Raw genomic sequence first — 22,190 nt, 5'->3', positions numbered from 1 at the left:
GTATGCTCGAACACTTTGGAATAAAAGATTTTATTGACATTTTACTGGTAGCAGCCCTGTTGTACTACCTGTTTAAAATGGTGAAAATATCGGGGATGCGCCCGCTTTTCATCGGTATCGTTGTCTTTATGATTATCTGGGTACTTGTATCACAGGTATTCGATATGGTGCTTCTAGGCTCTATTCTTGACCAGTTCGTGAATATCGGCTTGATATTGCTGGTCATTCTTTTTCAGGATGAAATACGTAGGTTCCTTATGTCTCTGGGATCGAAGAAAGGGTGGAAGTTTGTATCGAAACTCTTTATCCCGGTCGACAAGCAGCAAAAAGATACATCGCACATTACTTCGATCGTACTGGCCTGCATGAACATGTCGAAAGCCAGGATTGGCGCGCTCATCGTCGTTCAGGGCGACCTACAACTCAGCTTATACGAGCAGACGGGCGAAATCATCAACGCTGATATCTCCTCCCGGCTGATTGAAAATATTTTCTTCAAGAACAGTCCCTTGCACGATGGAGCCATGATCGTTGTGGGGAAAAAAATAAAAGCTGCAGGCTGTATTCTTCCCATATCGCAGAACCCGAACATACCCAAACACATGGGGTTACGGCATCGTGCCGGATTAGGGATCACGCAGGAAACCGATGCCAAAGTGATTGTCGTTTCGGAAGAAACCGGAAAAATAACATTTGCCGAGGAAGGGCGGTTGAAAATCAACGTTAATCCCGAAGAGCTGCAACAACTGATCCTGGCGGAATAATCACAATGACATTAAAGCATTTATCCATTATAAATTACAAAAACCTGGCTCAGGTTGAGCTGGAGTTATCGCCCAAAATAAACTGTTTTGTGGGAAATAACGGCATGGGTAAAACCAATTTGCTGGATGCCGTTTACTACCTGTCGTTCTGCCGGAGTTACACCAACCCAGTCGATAGTCAGATCATCAAACACGACGCCGATGTTTGCATGCTTCAGGGAAGGTACGAGCTGGAGGGACAGGATGGTGAGGAAGAAATCTATTGCGGATTGCGCCGGCGGCAGAAAAAACAGTTCAAGAGAAACAAAAAGGAGTACGAAAAACTCTCCGACCACATTGGATTTATTCCACTGGTGATGATTTCTCCTGCCGATATCGAGATAATCCAGGGGGGTAGCGAAGAACGACGGAAATTTATGGACATGGCTATTTCTCAGTTCGACAAAGCGTATATGCACGCCTTGATCCGGTACAACAATGCCTTGCAACAACGCAACGCAACATTGAAAATGGACGACAACGAAATCGATTTCACCTTGCTGGAGCTTTGGGAAGACCAGATGGCGGGAGAAGGGGAGCTCATTTTTGAAAAACGACAAGCGTTTGTAAAAGAGTTTATTCCCGTTTTTGACGAGTTTTACAAACGAATAAGTTTATCCAACGAAAAGGCGACTTTCGACTACGTTTCGCAACTTCGCGAAAACAATTTCAGGGAAGCGCTGCGACAAACCCGCCGTCGCGACATCGCGGTGGGACACACCACCACCGGTATTCACCGCGATGAACTGGAGATGTTGCTCGACGGATTTCCCATAAAGAAAGTGGGTTCGCAAGGGCAAAACAAAACCTACTTCGTATCGATGAAGCTGGCACAATTTCATTACCTGCTTAAAACCGGGAAACGGACACCCATTTTGCTGCTGGACGATATCTTCGACAGGCTGGATGCCTACCGGGTGGAAGAAATTGTCAAACTGGTTTCGAGCAATGAATTTGGCCAGATTTTTATCTCCGATACCAACCGGGGATCGTTCGATAAAATACTGGAACGGATCAACAACAGCCACCACATCTATTCGGTGAAAGACGGGGAAATAACAGTTTATGCTTAAAAAAAACGCCCAACCTATAGCAACCATCCTTTCGGAATTCTTCGATGAGAACCCGGAATTGAAGACATCGGTGGCTGAACACCGTGCCGTCTCGGCATGGAGGGAATTGCTGGGCGAAGGGGTTTCCCACTACACCAAAAACGTCTATTTCCGGCGGAACGTCCTACACGTCCAGCTTTCCTCATCGGTGTTGCGTGCCGAATTGATTATGAACAAACGAAACCTGATTGACAAGTTGAACGAGCACGCCGGAATGGAGATTGTGAAGGATATTGTTTTTCGTTAAAAAAAGGTTGAAAATCCCAGGAACCAGCCCCTCGGATAGGGAGAGTTGGTGTGTTGTGCCAGATCGTAGTTCAGCGTAATGTGGGAATGCCCTAACCTCAGGCCTCCTCCTACCAGCAATGAAGGCACAAAACCGCTGCTTTTAGTCACTTCACCCGTCATTTCGTCGGTCAGGTTCGCCCACAAACGATTTATTTCAGGCTGGACAAACAGAGCCAGAAACCTAGCCGGATAAAAATATCCGAACAGATTAGCGCCGAGCAGATTATTCTTGTATAGGTACTCTTCGTTGAATTGAAATGCCCGCACTTTATTGTAGTAGTACTTTATCCCTACCCCTGCCATGAACCGGCTGCTCAGCTGATACCCAACCTGTGGCCCGAAATTAAAAGCCGAATAATTCCGGCTGAAAGACAGTCCGATATTGGCCCCGTAACGGAGTTTGCTTTTATCGAACCGGAACCCCGGAGCCGATTCCCGATCCAAAAGTACCGGCTGTCGGGCTATGGAGCTTTGGGCGGTTTGTTGCTGACGCTGTGTCTTGTAAATATTCCGCTCGTCATCCGGTGAAACGCGGATTGTGTCGTAAGTAATCACCTGAGCCGGCATCATTACCGGAAGAATGATCAACAAAAAGAGGCATATCTTTCTCATAGAGTTTTTGGTTTTAATTCCGTTTATTTTCATTCCAATAATAGCTATCGGAATAAGTTCTGTGGCCGAAAATGGCGGTGCCCACCCTCACGATGGTCGCTCCCTCCTCAATGGCGGTTTCCAAGTCTCCGCTCATTCCCATGGACAGTTCATTCATTTTCACGTTCGGGATATTCTGAAGAATGGTTTCCTGCTGTAACTGCTTCAATAGCCTGAAGCATTTTCTTACCTTTTCGGTTTCGGCGCTGAACAAACCAATGGTCATTAATCCCTTGATGTGAATATTTTCGAATAGAGAAACTTGTTTAATAAACTCAACGGTGTCTTCAGGATTGATTCCGAATTTACTTTCTTCGGCAGAAGTGTTTACCTGAATAAGGACATCTATTTCCTTTTTCTCAAAAGTTAACCGTTGGTGCAATTTTTCTGCCAAATCCAACCGGTCTAACGACTGAATGCAGGTAACATTGTGGTTGAGAATGTCCTTGATTTTGTTGGTTTGCAGGTGTCCGATAAAGTGTTTTTGATGCGGAAAACCGGCTAATTCATTGAATTTCGATTTTATCTCCTGCACTTTGTTTTCACCGATTAATGTTTGTCCGGCTTCAAAGGCTATTTTTATCTTATCCGGAATTACAGTCTTTGTTGCCAACAGCAACTTCACTTCTTTTGGATCTCTGGCGCAACTCAGGCAAGCGTTTTCAATCCGTTTAACTACAGCGGTTATATTGTTATTGATGTCCATATATAAGTTTCGGATTTACTGTTCGGATCTCTCCGAAGAACAAATATACGCAACTTATTTTATTCCCGGTATTTTAAATTGATTGCTCGTACATCTCCCGGGCCAGTTTATACACATCGTTTCCCCGACAGTCTATCGCAACAACCACGGGAAGTTCTTTCACAGTTAAGCGGCGAACAGCCTCCGTGCCCAACTCTTCAAAAGCGATAACCTCTGCACTTTCCACGCATTTTGCCATAAGGGCGGCGGCACCACCGATTGCAGCAAAATAAACGCCCGTGTATTGTTTCATGGCATCTACCACTTGGGCACTGCGTGTTCCTTTACCGATCATCACCTTGAGGCCGCGGGCAATGAGGGAGGGCGAATAAGCGTCCATCCGCCCACCGGTAGTGGGGCCTACCGATCCTATGGGCTTGCCCGGTTTGGCAGGAGCCGGGCCGGCATAGTAAACGGCCTGCCCTTCAATATCAAAAGGCATCGGCTCGCCCCGGCGGATCATCTCGCACAATCGTCTGTGCGCCTCATCGCGGGCTGTATAAACAGTTCCCGAAATGTAGACCATATCGCCCGTTTTCAACGAACGGATGGTTTCGTCGGAAAAGGGGGCACAAAGAATTTTTTTATCCATAATACGTTTTTGTTGGCTTCTGTTCACAAACTTCCCTCCGCATGCCGGGTGGCGTGGCAGCCGATATTTACCGAAACCGGAAGCCCGGCGATATGGGTAGCATAGGTCAGTATATTTACCCCGAGTGCGGTTGTGGTTCCTCCGAAACCGGCAGGGCCTATTCCCATCTTATTGATTTCTGAAAGCAATTCTGCTTCCAAAGCGGCAAGTGCGGAATCGGGGTTTTGTGTATCCAGCGGCCGCAGCAACGCTTTCTTGCTTAAATAAGCCGCCCGTTCCATCGTCCCGCCAATGCCCACACCCACGATAATGGGCGGGCAGGGATTCCCTCCGGCAGCCGAAACAGTCTCCAGTACAAATCGCTTCACGCCTTCAACGCCTTCGCTGGGTGTGAGCATTTTTAATGCACTTTTGTTTTCGCTGCCAAACCCTTTGGGAGAAACAGTTATATGAAAAACATTACCGGGGACGATTTCGTAATGAATAACGGCCGGTGTATTGTCCCGGGTGTTTTCTCGGTGGAGCGGGTCTTTCACGACCGATTTGCGCAGGTATCCTTTTTCGTATCCCTGCCGTACACCCTGGTTAATGGCATCTTCGATGAATCCACCCGTAACCTGCACGTTTTGCCCCATGCGTACAAAAACGACGGTCATTCCCGTGTCCTGGCACATCGGGCTGCTCTCTTCCCGGGCAACACGGGCATTTTCAATAAGCGTGCCCAGAATTTCTTTCCCGAGCGGTGATGTTTCGGTTTGCAAGCAGCTTTTAAGCTTGTTGTTTATATCTCCAGCAAGAACACAGCAAGCTTCAATGCAAAGTTGCTCTACCAGACGGGTGATAGCGGATGCGGATATGTTTCTTGTCATGCTATTGTTCGTTATTGTCGCCACTACATTTCCGGGTAAGGAAATACTGCGTATTGCGGTTGTCGAGGTTCTCGGTGTACTTGTCAATCAATCCAACCAGGCAGTGGGTATTGGTCTTTGCATCAAAGATGAAATGCCTGGCCAGCGAAAAATCGGTAATCTCCGATGTATTTCTCACATGGAATCGGGAACCGTCGCACGGGATAACCTTGTCTCCCAAACGAATGTGCCCTTCGTCAAAATAGGACACCTCGAGGTGCCTGGCCAGGCGTTCTTTTACTCTCTGCTCCAGTTCGTCGAGGTTGATTTCGGGCTTCTCCTTGAATTTCAGGACAAAGCCATTGCGAACGTCGGATGAGAAATAACGATTTTCAGTAATTCCGTAGTCCTCTTCCAATGTCTGCATGGTTACGTCTTCGGCTGTATGGGCCATCTTGCGGAATTTGAGCGAAGTATGCACAATTTGGTAAATACTTTCGGGAAGCGGCCCAAAAACACTAGGGCGCGATACAATAATCTCCTCCCCAATCCCCAGGATAATATCGGCATTTCTACCCAGTGCGGGATAGAGAAGATTAAAATGTTCCACGATAACCCTGCGCCGGTGAGCCAACAGGTCTTGTACCCACGCCACGATTTCAAACATCTGGGTAAAAGCGGTTTGGAAACGCATATCGATATGAAAGGTAGTGGAATCATGCCAATCGTCGGAAAGCGAGCGCACCTGCATTATTTTCCGGGAATGGATAACGTCATCGTCGTTCGCTAGTTCCAAGCCGGGAAACATTCCCTTGATCAGCGATGATTTTCCAGAGCCGGCATCACCCACGATGCCTATCAGCCGATCGTTGTAGGAAAGGTGCCGTTGAGCAATCTGTTCGCCCAGAAACATCAACCGTTCTTTTCCGCGCGGCGCAAAATATTGCGACGACACCATGTATTCCTGAATCAGTGCCCTCATAATTCGAATGTCATCCTCATCAACGGCGCATGCTGTTGCGCTCCGTACACATCGGTCTCACCCAATGCCCCGGAGGGGATGGGGCGCACAACCGTAATTTTCACCGCCTTGGCCGGATCGAAGTGTACCAGGCTGATGATTTGCGATTCGGGAATGTGGTAAAGAAGAGCAAACATTTGCGCGGTAAACACTTTTGCCGATTTAACTTGCTGATACATGTCCATCTCCTTGAAAATAATGTCGAACGTGAGTTCGTAAGGCCCTGAATTTTTGCTCCGGATAACGGAAGCTACGTCGGTTAGGTTGTATTTCATTTCGTTTGAAGTTTAATTGAGATCGAATGAGGTTGACTGAGATTGACTGAGATTGATAGTTGGCTGACCGTTTTAAATCTTAATCAATCTTTTTCAATCTATTAGAAGTGAATATATTCTATCGGGAAAAGTTTTTTGGGATCCTCCACTTTCATCAAATGGTACACATTGAACTCGTACACCTCACCCATCTTGCAATCGGACGGAGAAAACGGAAATGCCAGGTTTCCGGCAGTGGCTATCCGGCCTTCGTAACCAAAGTGCAGCATAGTACTGCGTGCGAACCCGCAAATGGTATCGGCTTGCTCTTGTGTGGGTGCGACAGCTTCGATGATGATCAGGAGCTCGTCGCCGGTACGTTGTGGCGCATCGGGGAACATGCCCATCACACCGTTTCGCCCGTAAATCTTGAAATCGAGGAAGAAGTCGGTAATTCCGTACGTTTCAAAATTGTTTTGCACACGTTCTTTTACGCTTTGGGTAATGCTGTCTATTTTCGTAATCATGATCGGGTCCTTCACTCCGGCGCACGAAATGGTTCTGTATCCCACACGCTTAACCCCTTCCAGTTTCACGAAATACTCCTCGGTCGGTACAAAACGGCTTCCGCTTACGCGTACTTTATTGTCGTCTATCTGCTCGAATTTTGATTCGTGCAAATTGATGGCTCCCCCCGGCCCGGGTAGAACATAGGGATTGGTTTTTTCGTACAGCGTGTGTGCAGCTACCGAGAGCGTGGTGCATTTACGCAGGGGCGAGAGCGGTTCGAGAACAAAATTGTCTTCGTGCAAATAGCCGAACATACAGTCACTTCCGCTACCGGGCAGGGCGGCAATGGCAGCGCACTCCAAGATTTTACCCAGATGAATGGCCAATCCTTTGTTGAAACCGTTTTTAATGGCGAGCGCCGAAAAAACCGACGGGTCGTAGCTCCGTCCGGCAAGTATAACATTGGCTCCGTTCTCCAAGGCTTCAATGAACGGCTCTTCGCCCATCTGGGCTACGATATGCACCGATTCGTCCACATCGGCTTCGGTTATTTCGGGAGCCGGATAAAGCGGCGAAATGTTCCCTTTGCGCAGGTTCTCTTTTACCAATTCCTTATCGAACTCCGATTGTATAATGGCGAGTTTAAACGACAGCCTTTTCTCTCGGGCGATCTCCTTCACGATATCCACCGCAAACTCCACGTGAGGACGCGCACCCGAACCGCCGGCCGTACCTACGATAACCGGAATTCCGGCTTCCAGTGCGACAGGTATCATAATCTCAAGGTCGCGTTTCACCGAATTCCGGTCGGTAAACGATTTCCCTGCACCCAGGTAATAGGGACCCGGATCGGTTGACCCGGCATCTACCGCAATAACGTGCGGTTTGCGTTTCATTCCTTCCTCAAACGATTCCATCGGAAATCCGTATCCGAGGATGGCTGTGGGCGAAAGTATTCTCAGTTCTTTCATTTTTTCAGCTTTTAGTAATTTTTGGGTGAATTAATGGTTAAGTGCCAGTATCCGGCTCATTTCGTTGTAAACGATCATATACCCTTCATCCACGCCCATACCGGGTTTGGCAAGGTATTGAACGGGGGAAGTAGCCATGGCAATGTGTGCTCCAATTTCGGCGGAACGGTTGGTCTCGTTGCAGGTTCCGCCCAGGTAGGCGCCCATATGGTGTTGCTTGCAGTACAGCACAGCCTCTATGCTGTTGTTGATTCCTCCCAGATCGGGTGTTTTGATTTGCGCCATGTGTCCAGCCTTGTTTTCGGAGAAGTCGATGACATCCTGGAGCGTATTACACCACTCGTCGGCAACAATCTCTGCCGTAATTTCCATTTTTTCCATCGTTTGGCGGATAATGCGGAGCGCGTCGATCTGAGCCGCTTTCTCTCCCATATCCACCGGGCCTTCGACGCGCAGGTGAAACGGTTTTGCTATTTCTGCCAGCTCGCCCACATAACGGGCAATGGCTTCGAAATTGTTATCGAAGACAATACCCAATGTTCCGTAAACGTCTATGTGTATAACCGGATTATAGCTGTCGAAAGGCTTCAGCTTCAGGATTCGCTCCCGGAGCCACTGGATATACGCTTTGATTTTTTCTCCCTTCAGTCCCACTTTGGTCTCTACATGGTTGAAAAGCGCATGAGGCAAGACGTCGGCAGCTTTCATAATCATTTTATCGGCATTGAGGTAACGGTCGTCTCCCGACTGTGAAAAAACAGGAATAAGGGTTTTCGATATTTCCGTTCCGTATTCATCGGCAATCACCTGCGCCATTAGTTTCCCCTTGCTTTTTGCCACGGCGTCCAGGCAGGCCTGTGTAACCCCATAGCGGATAGCTGTATGGTAATTGGCTTTATCCACGCGATCTGCCATTTCACGGAAAGTAGTGATTTCTTTGCCTACATAAAGCGGTGCAATTTCTTTTTCGATAATGGGAATGAAGTTTTCGGCCAGAAAAAGCGGATCACGGCCACCGGCTCCCGAATACTGGACGGCAGCGCAGTCGCCGTGGGCGAAAGCTCCGTTTTCGAGGATAAAAATAACCGAGACGGACTCTCCGGCCTGACGCACCGCGGTGAACCCTTGCGTTACGGGCGCGCCTTCATAAAATGCCCCGTCGTTTTTTGCTCCTTGCTTGATGGCTTTCTGGTCATCGAAGAAGAAGCCTGTTTTCCCGGGAGCGCAGATAAGTTTTGTAATTTTCATATTCTGTTAGATTGATAGACATTCATTTTATTTCGGCCTTCCAACGAGAAACCCCTTGCCGATGGCATATACGTCGTCGATAACCATCTGGAAGCTGACGGCCCGTTTTTCGTACCGTGCGCGTTCTTCGAGTTTCTGACGGTGAAAATCGATCAGATCCTGCGTAAACGGCATATTACCGGTTTCGAGAAAACGAACCGCTCCCACGTTATCGCGGGCGGGCATCACTTTTCCGGCATTGTACCGGCTTGGAGCAAACGGGACATCCAGCACTCCGGCTTCGAATGCGGCCACCGTACCCACAGCAAAGTCGCCTTTCCCCAGTTCCTCCACTTTTTCCAGGATGCAACGCATCTCCTTCATGATGATCTCGCTTTCGGCTACAACTGCGGGAATAGAGCGGAAGTCCTGGTCTTTCAGCATCGATACCAACTGTTTGGAGGCACGCAATCCGGCGGCATTAGCTTCCTTGGTGGGCACGCCCATGGCTTCGTGCGGCGTCTTCACGATCACTTTGGTCGCTTTTGCCAGCACAGCAGCGGCAGCACCCCACGAGATTACCCCGAAAGCCTTGGCCTCATCCTGTGGAAATCCGCCCATCCATTGATGGAAAACGGTGGTGACGCGCACATCGTTGAACCCGAATTTATCGAGGTACTCGCGTGTGAGGATATTCAGCGAACGGATAGCGGCGACGTCCTGAATAAGGTTCCCGCACTGTCCGTATCCTACCGTAATGTCTTTCACCCCCTGGGTGGCGGCAAGTAACGACTCGATGATGGCCACCGAGTTGGAGATACAAGGAGATATCAATGTTCCCGTAAGGGGCCCGAACGGCTCGCGGTTGATAGACACACCGGCTTCCTCGTAAAGCCCGACCAGCCTGTCGGTATATTGCCAGTGTGCAATGGTTTTTTCAAGCGAATGATTCTTTGAATAGGGTATGTTGTAGGAAATTCCGCCGCCTTCGTATGAGGTGAACCCGCCGGCAATACTGATTTCCGTGAGCAACCGGGCATCGGGAGTGCCGTGGCGGACCTGAACCGGATTTTGGAGTGATGAGGTTACCTTGCGACATATATCAACTCCGTAGTTCACGATAGGGAAGCCGTTCAACATGGAACGCCCGGTTTCTTTGCTTTTTTCAATTCCCGTTTCAGCTTCGTTGTAACGGTTTAAGCGTGTGTAGCTATCCACGGTGGTGGGCAGCAGGTCGGCTTCGCCTTCAGACTCAAGAAACCGGAGCAGTTCAATATGTTCCTCATAAAGCGCCACTCCTGCACGCGGCTGGATAAGGGTTACGTTTTGTTCGGCAGCTTGGGCCAGCTTTAAGCCAAAACGTTTCTCCCGGGGGATAGACCGTTGATAGGCCACGGCTTCGTCGAAATCGACACCTTTTCCGGTGTGCCAGTGTCCGAGAACTTCTTTACGTTCGGCAAAAAAAGCATCAGTTGAAAGTTTTTTATTGGAAATTTCCATAATGAGTCAGATTTATTGTTTCTTTTTTCATCAATTCTAACGCCAGATCGGGATAAGCTGAGCCAAGCAATCCCATAGACGCAAAAATATATTTTTTATCGATTAAATAACCGGGCTGTTCGGGTTTGGCAAACACGTGATCGTCCGGTTGCCGCTTAGCGCCTTCCAGAATGGCGTGAGGCCGACGGGCATTGATAACAACCCCTCCGATACCGATAACAAACGGTACTGCGGCAAGGTCTTTTCCTGTAAGGGTATACACCTGTCCGAAAGGAGTGTACACTGGCTGATAGGTACCAGCGTGCCTTTCCACGGCTATTTTCACGGCATTACGCGCTATCAGCTCCTCGATCTTTTGTTCCCGGGACTCAGCTTCCGCCAACAAACCGGGATGCTGCGTGCAGGTGCTTACCCAGCCAATCACCTCCGACCTGTCGATGCTTAACTCCTTCGAAAAAGCATCCAAGTCCAGTTCGTCCACCAACGACGGAAGGCTGTAGCGCATCCCCAGATCGCCCTCAACGGTACGTTTGCTAATGGGTTCCGGAAGTCCTTTCACGGTAACGTTTTCGAGGGTGGGCCTGCCATCGGAGATGGAGTAAACGTCCGTGGTCGCCCCTCCTATATCCACAGCTAGCAAATCCCCTAATCCTGGCATGTTTTTAGTCCCTTTGCTCAGCAGTTCACAAGCATTTAACACCGCTAACGGCGTGGGGATTATATCGGTTTTGCACATTTCCTGAATGCGGCTAAGCCCTTTGGCTTCAATGATGCGGCTGATAAACAATTCTTTTATTTTTCTCCGCGCAGGTTCAATGTTTAACCGGTTGAACTCAGGCATAACATTTTCGGTTATCACAAACGGTTTACCCGATGCCCTGAAAATCTCTTCCAGCTCAAACGATGCGCATTTGTTACCGGCTACAACCACGGTGAACGGACACCCGACCTGACACAACCGGCGCGCATTGGCAAGAATAACTTCCTTATTTCCGCCATCGGTTCCGCCGCAGAGCAACACCAGGTCGGGACGGATATCAAAAATTTCTGCCTGTTCCGCCTGCGATATTTCAAAAGCATATGTTTTGACCACTTTGGCTCCCGCACTGGCTGCGGCAAGTTTTGCCGCCTTAGCGGTAAGTTCGGGAACCAGCCCCAGCGAAACCATTTTCAACCCTCCGGCAGCACTGCTGCAACAAAGCAGTTCGTCGTAGCGGAACGCTCCGGCCTGTCGCTTCAATTTATTATAAGCAGCCGTAAAACCCTCCTCCACATTGGTATCGATGGTGGTAAAGGCTGAGGAGGTTGCAACAATCTCCTTCTTGGCGGTATCAATTGCTGTCAGTTTGGTATAGGTGCTGCCGATATCTGCAGTGAGAATGTTCATGGTGATGCTGCGCGTTATTCAATAGTAATTGGGTAGCTGCGAGGAAATAGTTACGAAACGTCGAATCAGATATTGAGAATTTCTTTTAAATCGGCAATACTCTTTTCCACGGCCGTACCCGGTGGATAAACCCGGGTAAATCCCATAGCCAGGAAACGCTTTTCTACCTCTTCGAAGTTTTGTTTTCCTACCACCAGGTTTCCACCTGCCAAAAGCGGAATCTCTTTGAGCCCGGCTTCGTCGCATTTTTCGCGCAAGCCCTGGCAATCAATTTCGCCATGTCCGTAAAGCGAAGATACCAGAATAGCATCGGCGTTAGTTTCCAGTGCGGCTTCGATGTATTCTTCCTGTGCAACCATAACACCCAGGTTAACCACTTTGAATCCAGCCTGTTCCAGAGCAAAAGCGAGAATCTTATTGCCTACGGCATGTACATCAGCGCCAATCACTCCGGTTACAATAGTTTTTTCATTCATACAGTATTTTTCATTAATAGTACAATGCAAAATTAATGCTTTAAAACATATCCACAAAGTTTAAATGAAAATAACTTTTTTACTTTTAGAAGGTCCGCATACGAAAAAAGAGAAACCGTGAAGCTTCTCTCTTTCCTGTATTGTTCGAATCGAAACGATTATTCTGTGGGTGGGGTAGCCTGTTGCTGGTCAGGTTGTATGGGCATCACCGGAGTAACGTCGGGCGCTGTGGTCGGATTGAGCGGCGCCGGCTGTTGAACTTCAACCTGAGATTGGGGAACCGTTGATCTTGAAGTGGTAAACTTTGCCGTTAGTATACTTAAAACAAGGATAGTAGCAGCCAAGGTCCAAGTTGCTTTTTCCAGAAAGTCGGTAGTTTTGCGTACACCCATTATTTGGTTCGATGATGAAAAGCCTGCTGCCAGTCCACCGCCTTTGGAGTTTTGCACCAACACGATGAGGATCATCAGGATGGCAGCAATTAAAATAAGGATGGTAATAAAAATATACATGTTTATTCTTTTTTATTTTTCTCGTTGAGTATCAAAAGTTCCAAAAATCGAATTTGGTCGGCAAAGTAAACACTTTTTTTTGGAAAATTCAAACTTAATTGCCGAATAATTGTCAATGCCTGTTCATATTTTTTCTGTTTAATGTAAATTTTCGCAAGCGTTTCCGTTAAAAATCCATCGTTGCACGGCTCTGCATCTACCTCTTGAGTTTTGGCCGGTTCTCTTTCCAACGAAGTGATTGTAATCTCATTAGCTGCAGCTTTTTCCAAAAAACTATCAATAATGTCCTGATGCTTAAATTCGTTTTGTCTGGCTTCTGCAATTTCTCCGTCCGGTTCTTTCTCCAGGTTCTGCAGATAAGTGAAATAATCCGTGGAAACGATGCTTGCTTCAATTTCCGGGATTTCCGGGGGTTCTTCGGAAAAAGTATCCAGGTAAGAGTTCAACAAAGCCTGAGTCCTGTCGACAGGGTTCAATGCCGTTTCTTTCGGAAAAAAACGGGCATATTTATCGTTGTTGACAAGATAAAAGAACCGGCTTCTATCGGCACAGAAAACGGCAGTTTTTGCCAGGTTCTTTTCAAATTCTTCCCGGCAGGTTAAATACCGGTTCTTGGCCAACAGCAAATGGGCAGTTTGAAAATAGGGATACTCTTCAACCAAGTTCTCCAACTCGCTCAGGCTTCTTTCATCCAACTTCCCGTTATCCGTGATAAAACTAAAAAAATTCGATTTATCCATCTCACCAGTTTGCCATAGTCGTGTTGAAAATCTGATCTACAATTTCATCCGTAAGTTCTTTAATCAGTTGGTCCTGTACGTCTGTAAGGTTAACATTACTGGAGAAGGTACGGTTGGCAGAAATAGTTTCCTCCTTATCCTGTCCCGGGATTTTATTGTTGCGAAAACGCATACGAACATTCATCGTTAAGCGGGTTTCAGCAGCAAACGCATCTTCCTGCACGGCAAGGGGCGTCAGTTCGTAACCCACAATTTCACCTTCTATCTCCATATCACCGTTCTGATTCACAAACTGCAACCGGGTATTCCGGGTAAACATATCTTTCAATGCTTCGTTGAAGCGCGACTCCAACGGCGGATAAACCAACGGTGCCTGATTGACGAAAGTGCCCAGTTGTAGGGTTTTGGTCAGGGTATAATCGATGGAGGCCCCACTGAACTTGTAAGAAATGGAACAGGAGGTCAACAGGATAAACAGCACTACTGTATTTCTTATTCTTCTCATAACTTCTCTAAATTGTACTCCTTAATCTTTCTGTACAATGTGCGTTCCGAAATGCCCAACTCGCTGGCGGCCAATTTACGCTTCCCGTTATGTTTCTCCAGGGCCAACGCGATCATCTCCTTTTCAGCATCCTCGAGTGATAAATTTGCAATTTCAACTTCGGTCGCCTCCTGAAAATCGGACCGATCATGTACCTCTGTCAGGTGGTTTTTTTTAGGCATCAGTTCTTCATATTTCAACGGTAGTGTCACCGAGGCCTTGTCTTGAGGGGCTGTAGACGAATGGAAAATGGGATTCTCATCCTGGGGAACCGATGCTGCCGCATCTTCCAGAATAGTTTTCACCACATTTTTCAAATCGTTGATGTCTTTTTTCATATCGAAAAGGACCTGGTATAAAATCTCCCGTTCCGACGAAAAGATTTTCTGATCCGAATCTCTTGATTGTGAAGCCAACACAGGCAATGCAGCATCAGCTTTGGGCAGGTATTTCTGCAAAATCTCGGAGGTAATCACGCGTTCATGTTCAATCACCGATATTTGCTCTGTTACATTCTTCAGCTGCCGGACGTTACCTGGCCAACGAAAATTTGTAAGTATTTCCCGGGCATCCTCGGTCAGTGTGATGGATGGCATCATATATTTCTCAGCGCAATCCCCGGCAAATTTCCGGAACAACAACGCGATATCTTCTTTTCTGTCACGAAGTGGAGAGATGCGGATTGGAACCGAATTTAATCGGTAAAACAAATCTTCCCTGAATTTTCCTCTTTCAATAGCCTGCGCAATATTCAGGTTGGTAGCTGCAACTACCCGGACATCACTCTTTTCCACCTGTGAAGAACCTACTTTTATAAACTCTCCGGTTTCCAGCACCCGTAATAAACGAGCCTGCGTGGACAACGGCAACTCCCCTACTTCATCGAGGAAAAGTGTCCCCCCGTTGGCTACTTCAAAATATCCTTTGCGGGTTGCCGTTGCACCTGTAAACGATCCTTTCTCGTGTCCAAAAAGTTCGGAATCGATCGTCCCTTCGGGGATAGACCCGCAGTTAATGGCAAAATAGGGTCCGTGCTTACGACGACTGTACTGATGAATAATCTGCGGGAAGTTTTCCTTCCCAACACCACTCTCACCCGTAATAAGCACCGACAGGTCGGTAGGTGCAACCTGTAAAGCTATATCGATGGCCCTATCCAATTCGGAAGAAACACCAATAATGCCGAAACGTTGTTTAACTTGTTGTATATTTTGTTTGGCCATGTTCTTACTCACAAATTTACCTCTTTTTTGCTAATGCATAGGTTTTATCGCGTAAAAAATCACCTAACTCATCGGCATCGCTGATCGATCTGATCACGTCGGGCATAACCGGTTCACCAAATGTCAATGTCATTTCTTTCCCTTTCTTGTTATACAGTTCATGACATAGAACCAGGCTCTGCAATTGCCAGTTGAGAAACCGGGTAGCGTAGAACAGATACCTGTTCCTACAATCGATGTATAGCGGAATCACAGGAACTTTGGCCTTTTGTATGAGCTTTATGACCGACGGCTGCCAGTGACGGTCGTGAATCATAAATCTACCGTTGCGGAACTTTAGCCTGGAGACCGATCCTGCAGGGAAAAACCCCATAGAGTTTCCTTTCCAGATATGGTCGATACACTCTTTTATCCCCGAAAGCGAAATATGCTTCATCTTGTCTGTATGTTTATATGGACTCACTTTTATGAAGTTTTCCTCCATCGTATCCACCAGCCCCAAAATAAAGTTAACCATTACCTTAAAGTTTTTCACTCTCGATGCAACGGTTTCAATAAGCGCAATCCCGTCGACATGCCCGTTGGGATGATTGGCCACCACAATAAATGGCTTATCCTTAAAGGGTTCCAGAACCTGATCGTTAACAACGGTACGCTTAAGTCCCAACTTGTCTAGCAAATCGGTGCAGAAAGCCACGCCCGTCAGGTGTTTGGATTTATCGTAGACCTCGCAGGCGTTGTTGAGCCCCGATAATTTCATTCCCCATTTAATGTTCCTATCTCCATTTTTCCCCCGGAAGACCGGGTGAAACTTTCTTATGTCATCATCACTGATCAAGCGTTCTTTCATGCTATACAATCGTCTGTTTTTCAACAAAAAATTACCGCAACTAAAACAGAAGGTGTCTTAATATACGGTAATTGTTGAAATTAACCTTTCTTTTATTTGAGTTCTTTGATAATATCAATAATCTGTTTCCCAACCTCTTCCGCTTCTTCCTGAGTTTTTGCTTCCGAATAAATCCGAATAATAGGTTCTGTGTTCGATTTACGTAAATGCACCCATTTATCGGGAAAATCAATTTTAACACCATCGATATCCGTCACCTGTTCCCCGTTGAAACGCTCTTTCACTTTTTGCAGGATGGCATCGGTGTCGATATCGGGAGTAAGTTCAATTTTTTGTTTCGACATAAAATAACCGGGGTACTCCGCCCTGAGCTCGCTCACCTTTTTTCCTGATTTCGCCAGTTGCGTCAAAAACAAAGCGATGCCTACTAATGCATCACGCCCGTAATGCGAGGCCGGATAAATAACTCCGCCGTTACCTTCGCCACCAATTACAGCCCCTACTTCTTTCATCTTTGCCACCACATTCACTTCGCCTACTGCAGCAGCAAAATAATCACCGCCCCGTCGTTGGGTAATGTCCCGCAAAGCCCGGGTAGAACTAAGGTTAGAAACTGTATTTCCGGGGGTATGTTGCAATATATAATCTGAAACAGCTACTAACGTATACTCTTCGCCGAACGGCTCTCCGTTTTCGGCGTAAATGACCAACCGGTCTACATCCGGATCAACGGCAAAACCCACATCAGCCCGGGAGCTTTTCATCAGCGACGAAAGCTCCGTCAGGTTTTGCGGCAACGGTTCCGGGTTATGCGAAAAGTTACCGTGAATGGCACAATGCAATTTAAAAACCTCCTTCACTCCCAAGGCATACAACAACTCCGGGACGGCGTTTCCGCCAACAGAGTTGACCGCATCCACAGCCACCCTGAAGCGGGCAGCCTTTATGGCATCTAAATCCACCAGGTCCAATTGAAGAATACTCTGAATATGAGCGTGCAGGTATTGTTTGTGACTAACTTTTCCCAATTCATCCACAGAAGCATATTCGAAGCTTTCTGCCTCAGCCATCTCCAGTATTTCTTTGCCTTGGTCGGCATTCAGAAATTCGCCCCGGCTGTTCAGCAATTTAAGCGCATTCCATTGTTTAGGATTGTGACTAGCAGTAATTATAATTCCTCCTGATGCCGATTCTTTCACAACGGCTATTTCTGTGGTGGGCGTTGTTGCCATACCCACATCCACCACATCACAACCCATACCCATCAAGGTTCCGGTAATAAGGCTATGTACCATATTACCCGACATCCGCGCATCTCTGCCAACCACTATTTTCGGCTTCGCATCTCCGGTAATTTTTTTGATAAACAGGGCATAGGCCGATGCAAATTTCACGATATCAACCGGAGTAAGGTTATCACCCACCCGTCCTCCAATTGTGCCTCTGATACCGGATATGGATTTAATAAGTGTCATAATACGTTATAATTGCGATTCAAATCGGTATTGAACGTTATCGTAATAGGTTGTTGAATAGGACTGCTGGTCACTTTGTGAACCCATATTGAAAGGGATAATCATTTTTACTCTTCCGGCGTGCCCCACATAAGTAAGCGGGACAGCCCATCCAGGTGTTGTTCCGGAATACAGGGATCGGTTCATTACCGTTACAGGCCCCCTGTATGTGAGCGATTCAGGAAACGGGCTACGTATCGGATCGAGATTAGAGTATTCGGTGGTGTCGTTCGAAGAGGTGAAGTATCGCAATCCGATAAACCTGACATAAACCTCCTCACCTTCTTTTACTTTGCTGGCAGTATCTCCCGGCTCGATGATATTGAAATAAACTCCTGTAGCCGGATCACGGTAAAACTCGTTGGTTTTGAAGACCAAACTTGTGGGAAATTCATCCAGTACAACCAGTTTATTTTCCAGGATAAATTTTTCGATGGCACGGGTTTCATCCTTCAGGATCTCCGCATACGTTTTTCTTTTGTTGCAAGAAGTACTGACTAGTGCAAGCCCCAGTAAACAGAATATTATGTAATGTGTTTTTTTCATTTTTTGAATTACGAAAAATTAGAAATTGGCTACAAATGTAAGCAATCCCCTTTAAAAAAAATGTTATTTCACACAAAATAAACTATAACAATCCGAAAAAACGAGAGATACATCTTATTTCGGCGTATTTCTCAACTTTTCAGCATACAATCCTATACCGTCTTCAAACCGGGAAATAGCCTCTTTCAACGTGCCATAGAACTCTCCACCAGAGGCATTTAAATGCCCTCCGCCGTGAAAAAATTGAGCCGCAAATTCGTTGGTGGGAAACGTGCTTTGAGAGCGGAACGAGAGCTTCACCATCTCCTCGTCTTCGCGAATAAATGCGGAAAAAATAATATCCTTAATGCTGAGCGGATAGTTCACGAATCCTTCGGTATCTCCTTTGTTGTAGCTGAATTGTTTCTGGTCTTCAAGCGATAGCCATATGAGTGCCGTGTGAAGTTCGGGATAAACTTTCATTCGCTGCGACAGGGTGAAGCCCAACAACCGGAACCGGTCTTCCGTAAGGTTGTTATAAACCAGTGAATAAATCCGGTCCTTATCAATCCCTTTCCTAAGCAATAAACTGATTATCAGATAAATTTCCGGATTATTGGAGTTAAACGTAAAACCACCGGTATCGGTCATCATCCCACAATAAATACACTCTGCAACCGTTTTGTCGATTTCTTCGTACCGGTCTGCCTGGTACAGCAAACGGAAAATCAGCTCACTAGTCGATGAAATTCCAGGATAAGAGATAACCACATCGTAATTATCCCCGGGAAAAAGATGATGATCAACAAGCACTTTACGGGCACTGGATTTTTCCAAAAGAGATGCCATATTCCCTACTCGTTTGGGTATGTTGTAATCGAGACTGAAAATCAGATCAGCGTGATCGAAAATAACCTGTGCTGCTTTCGGATTATATTCGTAAACAAGAATTTCACCGGATCCGGTCATCCATTTCAAAAAATAAGGAAACGAATTGGGAACCATCAGCTTGACATCTTTCTTTTTCAACTTCAGAAAATGATACAGCCCTAGGGAGGCCCCCAATGCATCGCCATCGGGAGAGAGGTGTGTGGTAATCAATATCTGGCTGCTGTTTTCGATCAGCTCTTGCACCTGTTGTACGGATGACTTGTCAATAATCTCCGATAAGGGTTCGAAATAGTTCATTTTTTATAGAAAAGTTCAAAATTACTACAAATTTATGAGATACGCCCCATCTTCTCCCACATCGTGACAGGAAATCCCCAGCTTTTCACAATCACTCATTAACCGGATTCTGTCGTACAAAGGAATTGAACTGTCCAGCACGATTTGTCCTGTACGGAAAATGTTCGTCAGCTGCATTATCGAGAGGGCTGGGTCATGCGACAGGACTATAACGTCAATTTCAAACGGCCGGGATGTTTCCGCATGCGAATAAATACTTTCGGACAAACGCAGTATCGACTTTGATGGATGCGGAATAAAACCGTTTTCTTTTATGTCGAAGTCAACCCGCTTTTCATCCACATAAAGACCGATATCGCTAAAGCCGGGTTTATTAAATACGGCTAATTGAACAGGCTTCCGGGATAGTTCAGCGTACGTGAATGTCAAGATAAAGAACAGGGAGCAAGTTAAACCAGCAATCAGGCTAGCAACTCTCTTATGTGTGAAAAATTTAAAAACAGTAACAACGATAAAGAGCAACATCATCATCTGTAGTGTAGAAATAGGCTTATCTGACAATTGTGCGTATGGAAGGGTTTCGATAAAGCAGACGACCTTCAATACAACGAAGATTAACCCTTTCAAAATCCATCCAAAAACCGGATAAAGCCAGTCGACAATTACAAACTGGAAGGGTTTCAATCCTGTAAGGAGAATCACCGGAATACAAGCATAGATAATCACACCTATTAACGGCACTATCAACATATTGGCGATAAAGAAAAAGGTTGGGAAAGTACCGAAATAATGCAAAGCAATGGGGAAAATACCTGCTTGAGCGGATATGGAAACAGAAAATAAACCCCAGCTTTTTTTTATTATCTTGTTCTTAGGCTGATACAGGCTATCCAGTACCGGACTAAAGGATAAGATAGCCAGAACAGCTATGAAGCTCATTTGAAACCCAACGTTGAAAAGGCTCATCGGATTGAAAGCAAGAATAAAAAAAGCGGCTGCAGCCAACGCGTTTAGCGTAAAACCTCTTCTTCCCCCCATCCATCCCACAGAAGCAATCGTGAGCATCAAAGTTGCCCGGAGAACCGATGGGGGAAGCCCTGTAAGAAAAGCGTAAAGCCACAAAGCGGCAATAGTCATAATTTGTTTTATCACGAACCTCCCGCCCGTTTTTCCTAAAAAAGAAAAAAGGAATGCGAAGATACCGTAAATAACCCCCACATGCAACCCACTAACGGCCAAGACATGAGCTGTTCCTGACGCACGAAAAGCCTCCTGTAGTTCGTTTGTCAAATCGTGCTTGTAACCTAGTGTAAGAGCGGAAATAAATGAATAAGCGTCGTTATCCAACTCAAACATACGGTAAAACTCCAATGCCTTTTTTCGAACTTTCTGCGCCGAAACATACAACGAGGCATGCTCTTTTCCGGTGGGATGCCAATTAGATGAAGACAAATAGGTGGTGCCTGAAAAACCGTTGTTTCGCATAAATCGGACGTAGTCGAAGTCATCGGGATTTCCGAAGTTCTTAAAAGTCCGGATCTGGGCAACGAAAACTATTTCATCCCCGGGGGTAATGTTCCTCACTCTATCCTCCTTTTGCAGGTAAGCCACGATTTTATGGCTTACCGGATAGCTGATTTTCACATTACAGGCAAATGACCGCGGTTTTTCCCGCGGAACATCAACAACTGTACCTATACAGACCGTCGGTTTGTCTGCAAAACGCCATTGGGATTCCTTAATTTTTTGCCGGAATAAAAAGGAAAACAAGCCGAAAACAAAAATAAACAACCCTGCTCCAAAAAGCCAGCGACAGGTGAACTGTTTTCTTTCCGAAACAAAAAAAGAGACAGCCATTGCTCCTGCACCTGCCGTGCAAATTATCCAGGAATAAGTCAGTTCAATCAAAAAAGCCGATACAGATATAGAGGCTACTGCCGGAAGCAATAACCGGAGAAAGGGTATTTTAGCTACAAGATCGCTCATAACTGTTACGTTTATGAGGGAGTGTCTTCCAGAGAATTATAACGACTTCAGTTGATGAATAGTATGTATGGGATCTTGAGAAGAGAAAACAAAATTTCCGGCAACCAGTACATCTGCTCCAGCCTCTACAAGTCTTTTTCCGGTTTCAAGATTCACTCCTCCGTCAACCTCGATAAGTGCCCGGGCATTTTTCCGAAGAATCAGTTCTTTCAACACCTTAACTTTCTCCAGCGAATGTTCGATGAATTTTTGACCGCCAAAACCAGGATTAACCGACATGAGTAAAACCATATCTAAATCTCGGATAATGTCTTCGAGCAACAAAACCGGAGTGTGCGGATTAAGAGTAACCCCGGCTTTCATTCCGCGCTTCTTGATCTCGCTAACCACACGATGCAAATGTGTACATGCCTCGTAATGGACATTCATGTATTCCGTACCCGCAGCGGCAATTTCGTCTACGAATTTCTCGGGTTGAACAATCATCAAGTGCACATCCAGAGACTTGCTCGTCCTTTCTTTCAACAGGTCCAGAACCGGGAACCCAAAAGAAATATTGGGAACAAAAACACCATCCATGATATCAAGGTGTATCCAATCGGCTTCACTCCGATTCAGCATTTCGATATCTTTTTCAAGATTTAGGAAATTCGCCGAGAGCAATGACGGCGCAACCAGATGATTCATATCGTTATCCATTTTGAGTGTCAAAGATAATAAAAA

The 22,190-nt window shown here is 46.3% G+C and carries 24 protein-coding genes; 3 read left to right on the top strand and 21 right to left on the bottom strand.

The features are described from left to right. Positions 1-2 precede the first annotated feature (2 nt). Genes cdaA through KCV26_06350 form a run of 3 tightly spaced genes read left to right on the top strand, consistent with a single transcriptional unit; the run spans position 3 to position 2,162 of the window. Complete coding sequence (gene cdaA / locus KCV26_06360; GenBank protein WZX37991.1) at positions 3-764, top strand: diadenylate cyclase CdaA; 762 nt, start codon at positions 3-5, stop codon at positions 762-764. A gap of 5 nt (positions 765-769) precedes the next feature. Continuing rightward, positions 770-1,876, top strand: coding sequence for a DNA replication/repair protein RecF (locus KCV26_06355; protein ID WZX37990.1), 1,107 nt, complete (start codon positions 770-772; stop codon positions 1,874-1,876). Continuing rightward, positions 1,869-2,162 carry a DUF721 domain-containing protein gene (locus tag KCV26_06350; protein ID WZX37989.1) on the top strand — a complete coding sequence of 98 codons (294 nt, stop codon included), beginning with the start codon at positions 1,869-1,871 and terminating at the stop codon, positions 2,160-2,162. The genes KCV26_06355 and KCV26_06350 overlap by 8 nt, the downstream gene beginning before the upstream one ends. Here the strand turns inward: KCV26_06350 and KCV26_06345 are convergent. The 21 genes from KCV26_06345 to KCV26_06245 form a co-directional block, all read right to left on the bottom strand. After that, a complete protein-coding gene (locus KCV26_06345) occupies positions 2,159-2,815 on the bottom strand; it encodes a hypothetical protein (GenBank protein WZX37988.1) in 657 nt (218 codons plus the stop codon). The genes KCV26_06350 and KCV26_06345 overlap by 4 nt on opposite strands. Before the next feature lie 13 nt (positions 2,816-2,828). Next, entirely contained in the window at positions 2,829-3,560 is a 732-nt protein-coding gene (locus KCV26_06340) for a YggS family pyridoxal phosphate-dependent enzyme (GenBank protein WZX37987.1), read from the bottom strand. 73 nt (positions 3,561-3,633) lie between these two features. Beyond that, entirely contained in the window at positions 3,634-4,194 is a 561-nt protein-coding gene (locus KCV26_06335) for a Fe-S-containing hydro-lyase (GenBank protein ID WZX38338.1), read from the bottom strand. A 20-nt stretch (positions 4,195-4,214) separates the two neighbouring features. Further along, positions 4,215-5,060 carry a fumarate hydratase gene (locus tag KCV26_06330; protein ID WZX37986.1) on the bottom strand — a complete coding sequence of 282 codons (846 nt, stop codon included), beginning with the start codon at positions 5,058-5,060 and terminating at the stop codon, positions 4,215-4,217. A 1-nt stretch (position 5,061) separates the two neighbouring features. Continuing rightward, positions 5,062-6,021 carry an alanine-tRNA synthetase second additional domain-containing protein gene (locus tag KCV26_06325; protein ID WZX37985.1) on the bottom strand — a complete coding sequence of 320 codons (960 nt, stop codon included), beginning with the start codon at positions 6,019-6,021 and terminating at the stop codon, positions 5,062-5,064. Then, on the bottom strand, positions 6,018-6,335 hold the full coding sequence (locus tag KCV26_06320; GenBank protein ID WZX37984.1) for a DUF4387 domain-containing protein: 318 nt from the start codon (positions 6,333-6,335) through the stop codon (positions 6,018-6,020). The genes KCV26_06325 and KCV26_06320 overlap by 4 nt, the downstream gene beginning before the upstream one ends. A 101-nt stretch (positions 6,336-6,436) precedes the next feature. Beyond that, complete coding sequence (locus KCV26_06315) at positions 6,437-7,795, bottom strand: acyclic terpene utilization AtuA family protein (GenBank protein ID WZX37983.1); 1,359 nt, start codon at positions 7,793-7,795, stop codon at positions 6,437-6,439. 30 nt (positions 7,796-7,825) lie between these two features. Further along, positions 7,826-9,043, bottom strand: coding sequence for a methylaspartate ammonia-lyase (locus tag KCV26_06310; GenBank protein WZX37982.1), 1,218 nt, complete (start codon positions 9,041-9,043; stop codon positions 7,826-7,828). Between the two features lie 27 nt (positions 9,044-9,070). After that, entirely contained in the window at positions 9,071-10,522 is a 1,452-nt protein-coding gene (locus KCV26_06305) for a methylaspartate mutase subunit E (GenBank protein WZX37981.1), read from the bottom strand. Next, positions 10,506-11,909, bottom strand: a complete 1,404-nt coding sequence (locus tag KCV26_06300) for a glutamate mutase L (GenBank protein WZX37980.1) — start codon at positions 11,907-11,909, stop codon at positions 10,506-10,508. The genes KCV26_06305 and KCV26_06300 overlap by 17 nt, the downstream gene beginning before the upstream one ends. 65 nt (positions 11,910-11,974) lie before the next feature. Beyond that, the gene (locus KCV26_06295; GenBank protein ID WZX37979.1) at positions 11,975-12,385 is read right to left on the bottom strand and encodes a methylaspartate mutase subunit S; all 411 of its coding nucleotides are present in this window, start codon (positions 12,383-12,385) and stop codon (positions 11,975-11,977) included. Positions 12,386-12,543: 158 nt separating this feature from the next. Continuing rightward, the gene (secG, locus tag KCV26_06290; GenBank protein WZX37978.1) at positions 12,544-12,897 is read right to left on the bottom strand and encodes a preprotein translocase subunit SecG; all 354 of its coding nucleotides are present in this window, start codon (positions 12,895-12,897) and stop codon (positions 12,544-12,546) included. 2 nt (positions 12,898-12,899) lie between these two features. After that, positions 12,900-13,637, bottom strand: coding sequence for a hypothetical protein (locus KCV26_06285; protein ID WZX37977.1), 738 nt, complete (start codon positions 13,635-13,637; stop codon positions 12,900-12,902). A gap of 1 nt (position 13,638) precedes the next feature. Then, positions 13,639-14,142, bottom strand: coding sequence for an LptE family protein (locus KCV26_06280; protein ID WZX37976.1), 504 nt, complete (start codon positions 14,140-14,142; stop codon positions 13,639-13,641). Next, a complete protein-coding gene (locus tag KCV26_06275; protein ID WZX38337.1) occupies positions 14,139-15,404 on the bottom strand; it encodes a sigma-54-dependent Fis family transcriptional regulator in 1,266 nt (421 codons plus the stop codon). The genes KCV26_06280 and KCV26_06275 overlap by 4 nt, the downstream gene beginning before the upstream one ends. 16 nt (positions 15,405-15,420) lie before the next feature. Beyond that, positions 15,421-16,254 carry a 1-acyl-sn-glycerol-3-phosphate acyltransferase gene (locus KCV26_06270; GenBank protein WZX37975.1) on the bottom strand — a complete coding sequence of 278 codons (834 nt, stop codon included), beginning with the start codon at positions 16,252-16,254 and terminating at the stop codon, positions 15,421-15,423. 92 nt (positions 16,255-16,346) lie between these two features. Beyond that, positions 16,347-17,729, bottom strand: a complete 1,383-nt coding sequence (gene glmM / locus KCV26_06265) for a phosphoglucosamine mutase (protein WZX37974.1) — start codon at positions 17,727-17,729, stop codon at positions 16,347-16,349. Between the two features lie 6 nt (positions 17,730-17,735). Next, positions 17,736-18,314 (bottom strand): DUF4827 family protein, encoded by a 579-nt coding sequence (locus KCV26_06260; GenBank protein ID WZX37973.1) that lies wholly within the window; start codon positions 18,312-18,314, stop codon positions 17,736-17,738. Between the two features lie 114 nt (positions 18,315-18,428). Next, the gene (locus KCV26_06255) at positions 18,429-19,481 is read right to left on the bottom strand and encodes a DHH family phosphoesterase (GenBank protein ID WZX37972.1); all 1,053 of its coding nucleotides are present in this window, start codon (positions 19,479-19,481) and stop codon (positions 18,429-18,431) included. Positions 19,482-19,505: 24 nt separating this feature from the next. Next, positions 19,506-21,467: a ComEC family competence protein gene (locus KCV26_06250; GenBank protein ID WZX37971.1), complete on the bottom strand. Its 1,962-nt coding sequence runs from the start codon at positions 21,465-21,467 to the stop codon at positions 19,506-19,508. Between the two features lie 36 nt (positions 21,468-21,503). Further along, entirely contained in the window at positions 21,504-22,154 is a 651-nt protein-coding gene (locus KCV26_06245; GenBank protein WZX37970.1) for a ribulose-phosphate 3-epimerase, read from the bottom strand. Positions 22,155-22,190: the final 36 nt, after the last annotated feature.

The organism is Petrimonas sulfuriphila (assembly GCA_038561985.1).
In the GTDB taxonomy this organism is placed as follows: domain Bacteria; phylum Bacteroidota; class Bacteroidia; order Bacteroidales; family Dysgonomonadaceae; genus Petrimonas; species Petrimonas sulfuriphila.
Note: the sequence above shows the minus strand (reverse complement) of the source record. Positions and strands in the feature narration are given on the sequence as shown.

Coding starts and splice junctions, on each gene's coding strand:
- KCV26_06245 (WZX37970.1), bottom strand. CDS start 22,154: ATGAATCATCTGGTTGCGCCGTCATTGCTCTCGGCGAATTTCCTAAAT.
- KCV26_06295 (WZX37979.1), bottom strand. CDS start 12,385: ATGAATGAAAAAACTATTGTAACCGGAGTGATTGGCGCTGATGTACAT.
- KCV26_06255 (WZX37972.1), bottom strand. CDS start 19,481: ATGAACTATTTCGAACCCTTATCGGAGATTATTGACAAGTCATCCGTA.
- KCV26_06330 (WZX37986.1), bottom strand. CDS start 5,060: ATGACAAGAAACATATCCGCATCCGCTATCACCCGTCTGGTAGAGCAA.
- KCV26_06300 (WZX37980.1), bottom strand. CDS start 11,909: ATGAACATTCTCACTGCAGATATCGGCAGCACCTATACCAAACTGACA.
- KCV26_06285 (WZX37977.1), bottom strand. CDS start 13,637: ATGGATAAATCGAATTTTTTTAGTTTTATCACGGATAACGGGAAGTTG.
- glmM (WZX37974.1), bottom strand. CDS start 17,729: ATGACACTTATTAAATCCATATCCGGTATCAGAGGCACAATTGGAGGA.
- KCV26_06350 (WZX37989.1), top strand. CDS start 1,869: ATGCTTAAAAAAAACGCCCAACCTATAGCAACCATCCTTTCGGAATTC.
- KCV26_06250 (WZX37971.1), bottom strand. CDS start 21,467: ATGAGCGATCTTGTAGCTAAAATACCCTTTCTCCGGTTATTGCTTCCG.
- KCV26_06305 (WZX37981.1), bottom strand. CDS start 10,522: ATGGAAATTTCCAATAAAAAACTTTCAACTGATGCTTTTTTTGCCGAA.
- KCV26_06280 (WZX37976.1), bottom strand. CDS start 14,142: ATGAGAAGAATAAGAAATACAGTAGTGCTGTTTATCCTGTTGACCTCC.
- KCV26_06345 (WZX37988.1), bottom strand. CDS start 2,815: ATGAGAAAGATATGCCTCTTTTTGTTGATCATTCTTCCGGTAATGATG.
- KCV26_06325 (WZX37985.1), bottom strand. CDS start 6,021: ATGAGGGCACTGATTCAGGAATACATGGTGTCGTCGCAATATTTTGCG.
- KCV26_06275 (WZX38337.1), bottom strand. CDS start 15,404: ATGGCCAAACAAAATATACAACAAGTTAAACAACGTTTCGGCATTATT.
- secG (WZX37978.1), bottom strand. CDS start 12,897: ATGTATATTTTTATTACCATCCTTATTTTAATTGCTGCCATCCTGATG.
- KCV26_06260 (WZX37973.1), bottom strand. CDS start 18,314: ATGAAAAAAACACATTACATAATATTCTGTTTACTGGGGCTTGCACTA.
- KCV26_06270 (WZX37975.1), bottom strand. CDS start 16,254: ATGAAAGAACGCTTGATCAGTGATGATGACATAAGAAAGTTTCACCCG.
- KCV26_06315 (WZX37983.1), bottom strand. CDS start 7,795: ATGAAAGAACTGAGAATACTTTCGCCCACAGCCATCCTCGGATACGGA.
- cdaA (WZX37991.1), top strand. CDS start 3: ATGCTCGAACACTTTGGAATAAAAGATTTTATTGACATTTTACTGGTA.
- KCV26_06355 (WZX37990.1), top strand. CDS start 770: ATGACATTAAAGCATTTATCCATTATAAATTACAAAAACCTGGCTCAG.
- KCV26_06320 (WZX37984.1), bottom strand. CDS start 6,335: ATGAAATACAACCTAACCGACGTAGCTTCCGTTATCCGGAGCAAAAAT.
- KCV26_06310 (WZX37982.1), bottom strand. CDS start 9,043: ATGAAAATTACAAAACTTATCTGCGCTCCCGGGAAAACAGGCTTCTTC.
- KCV26_06340 (WZX37987.1), bottom strand. CDS start 3,560: ATGGACATCAATAACAATATAACCGCTGTAGTTAAACGGATTGAAAAC.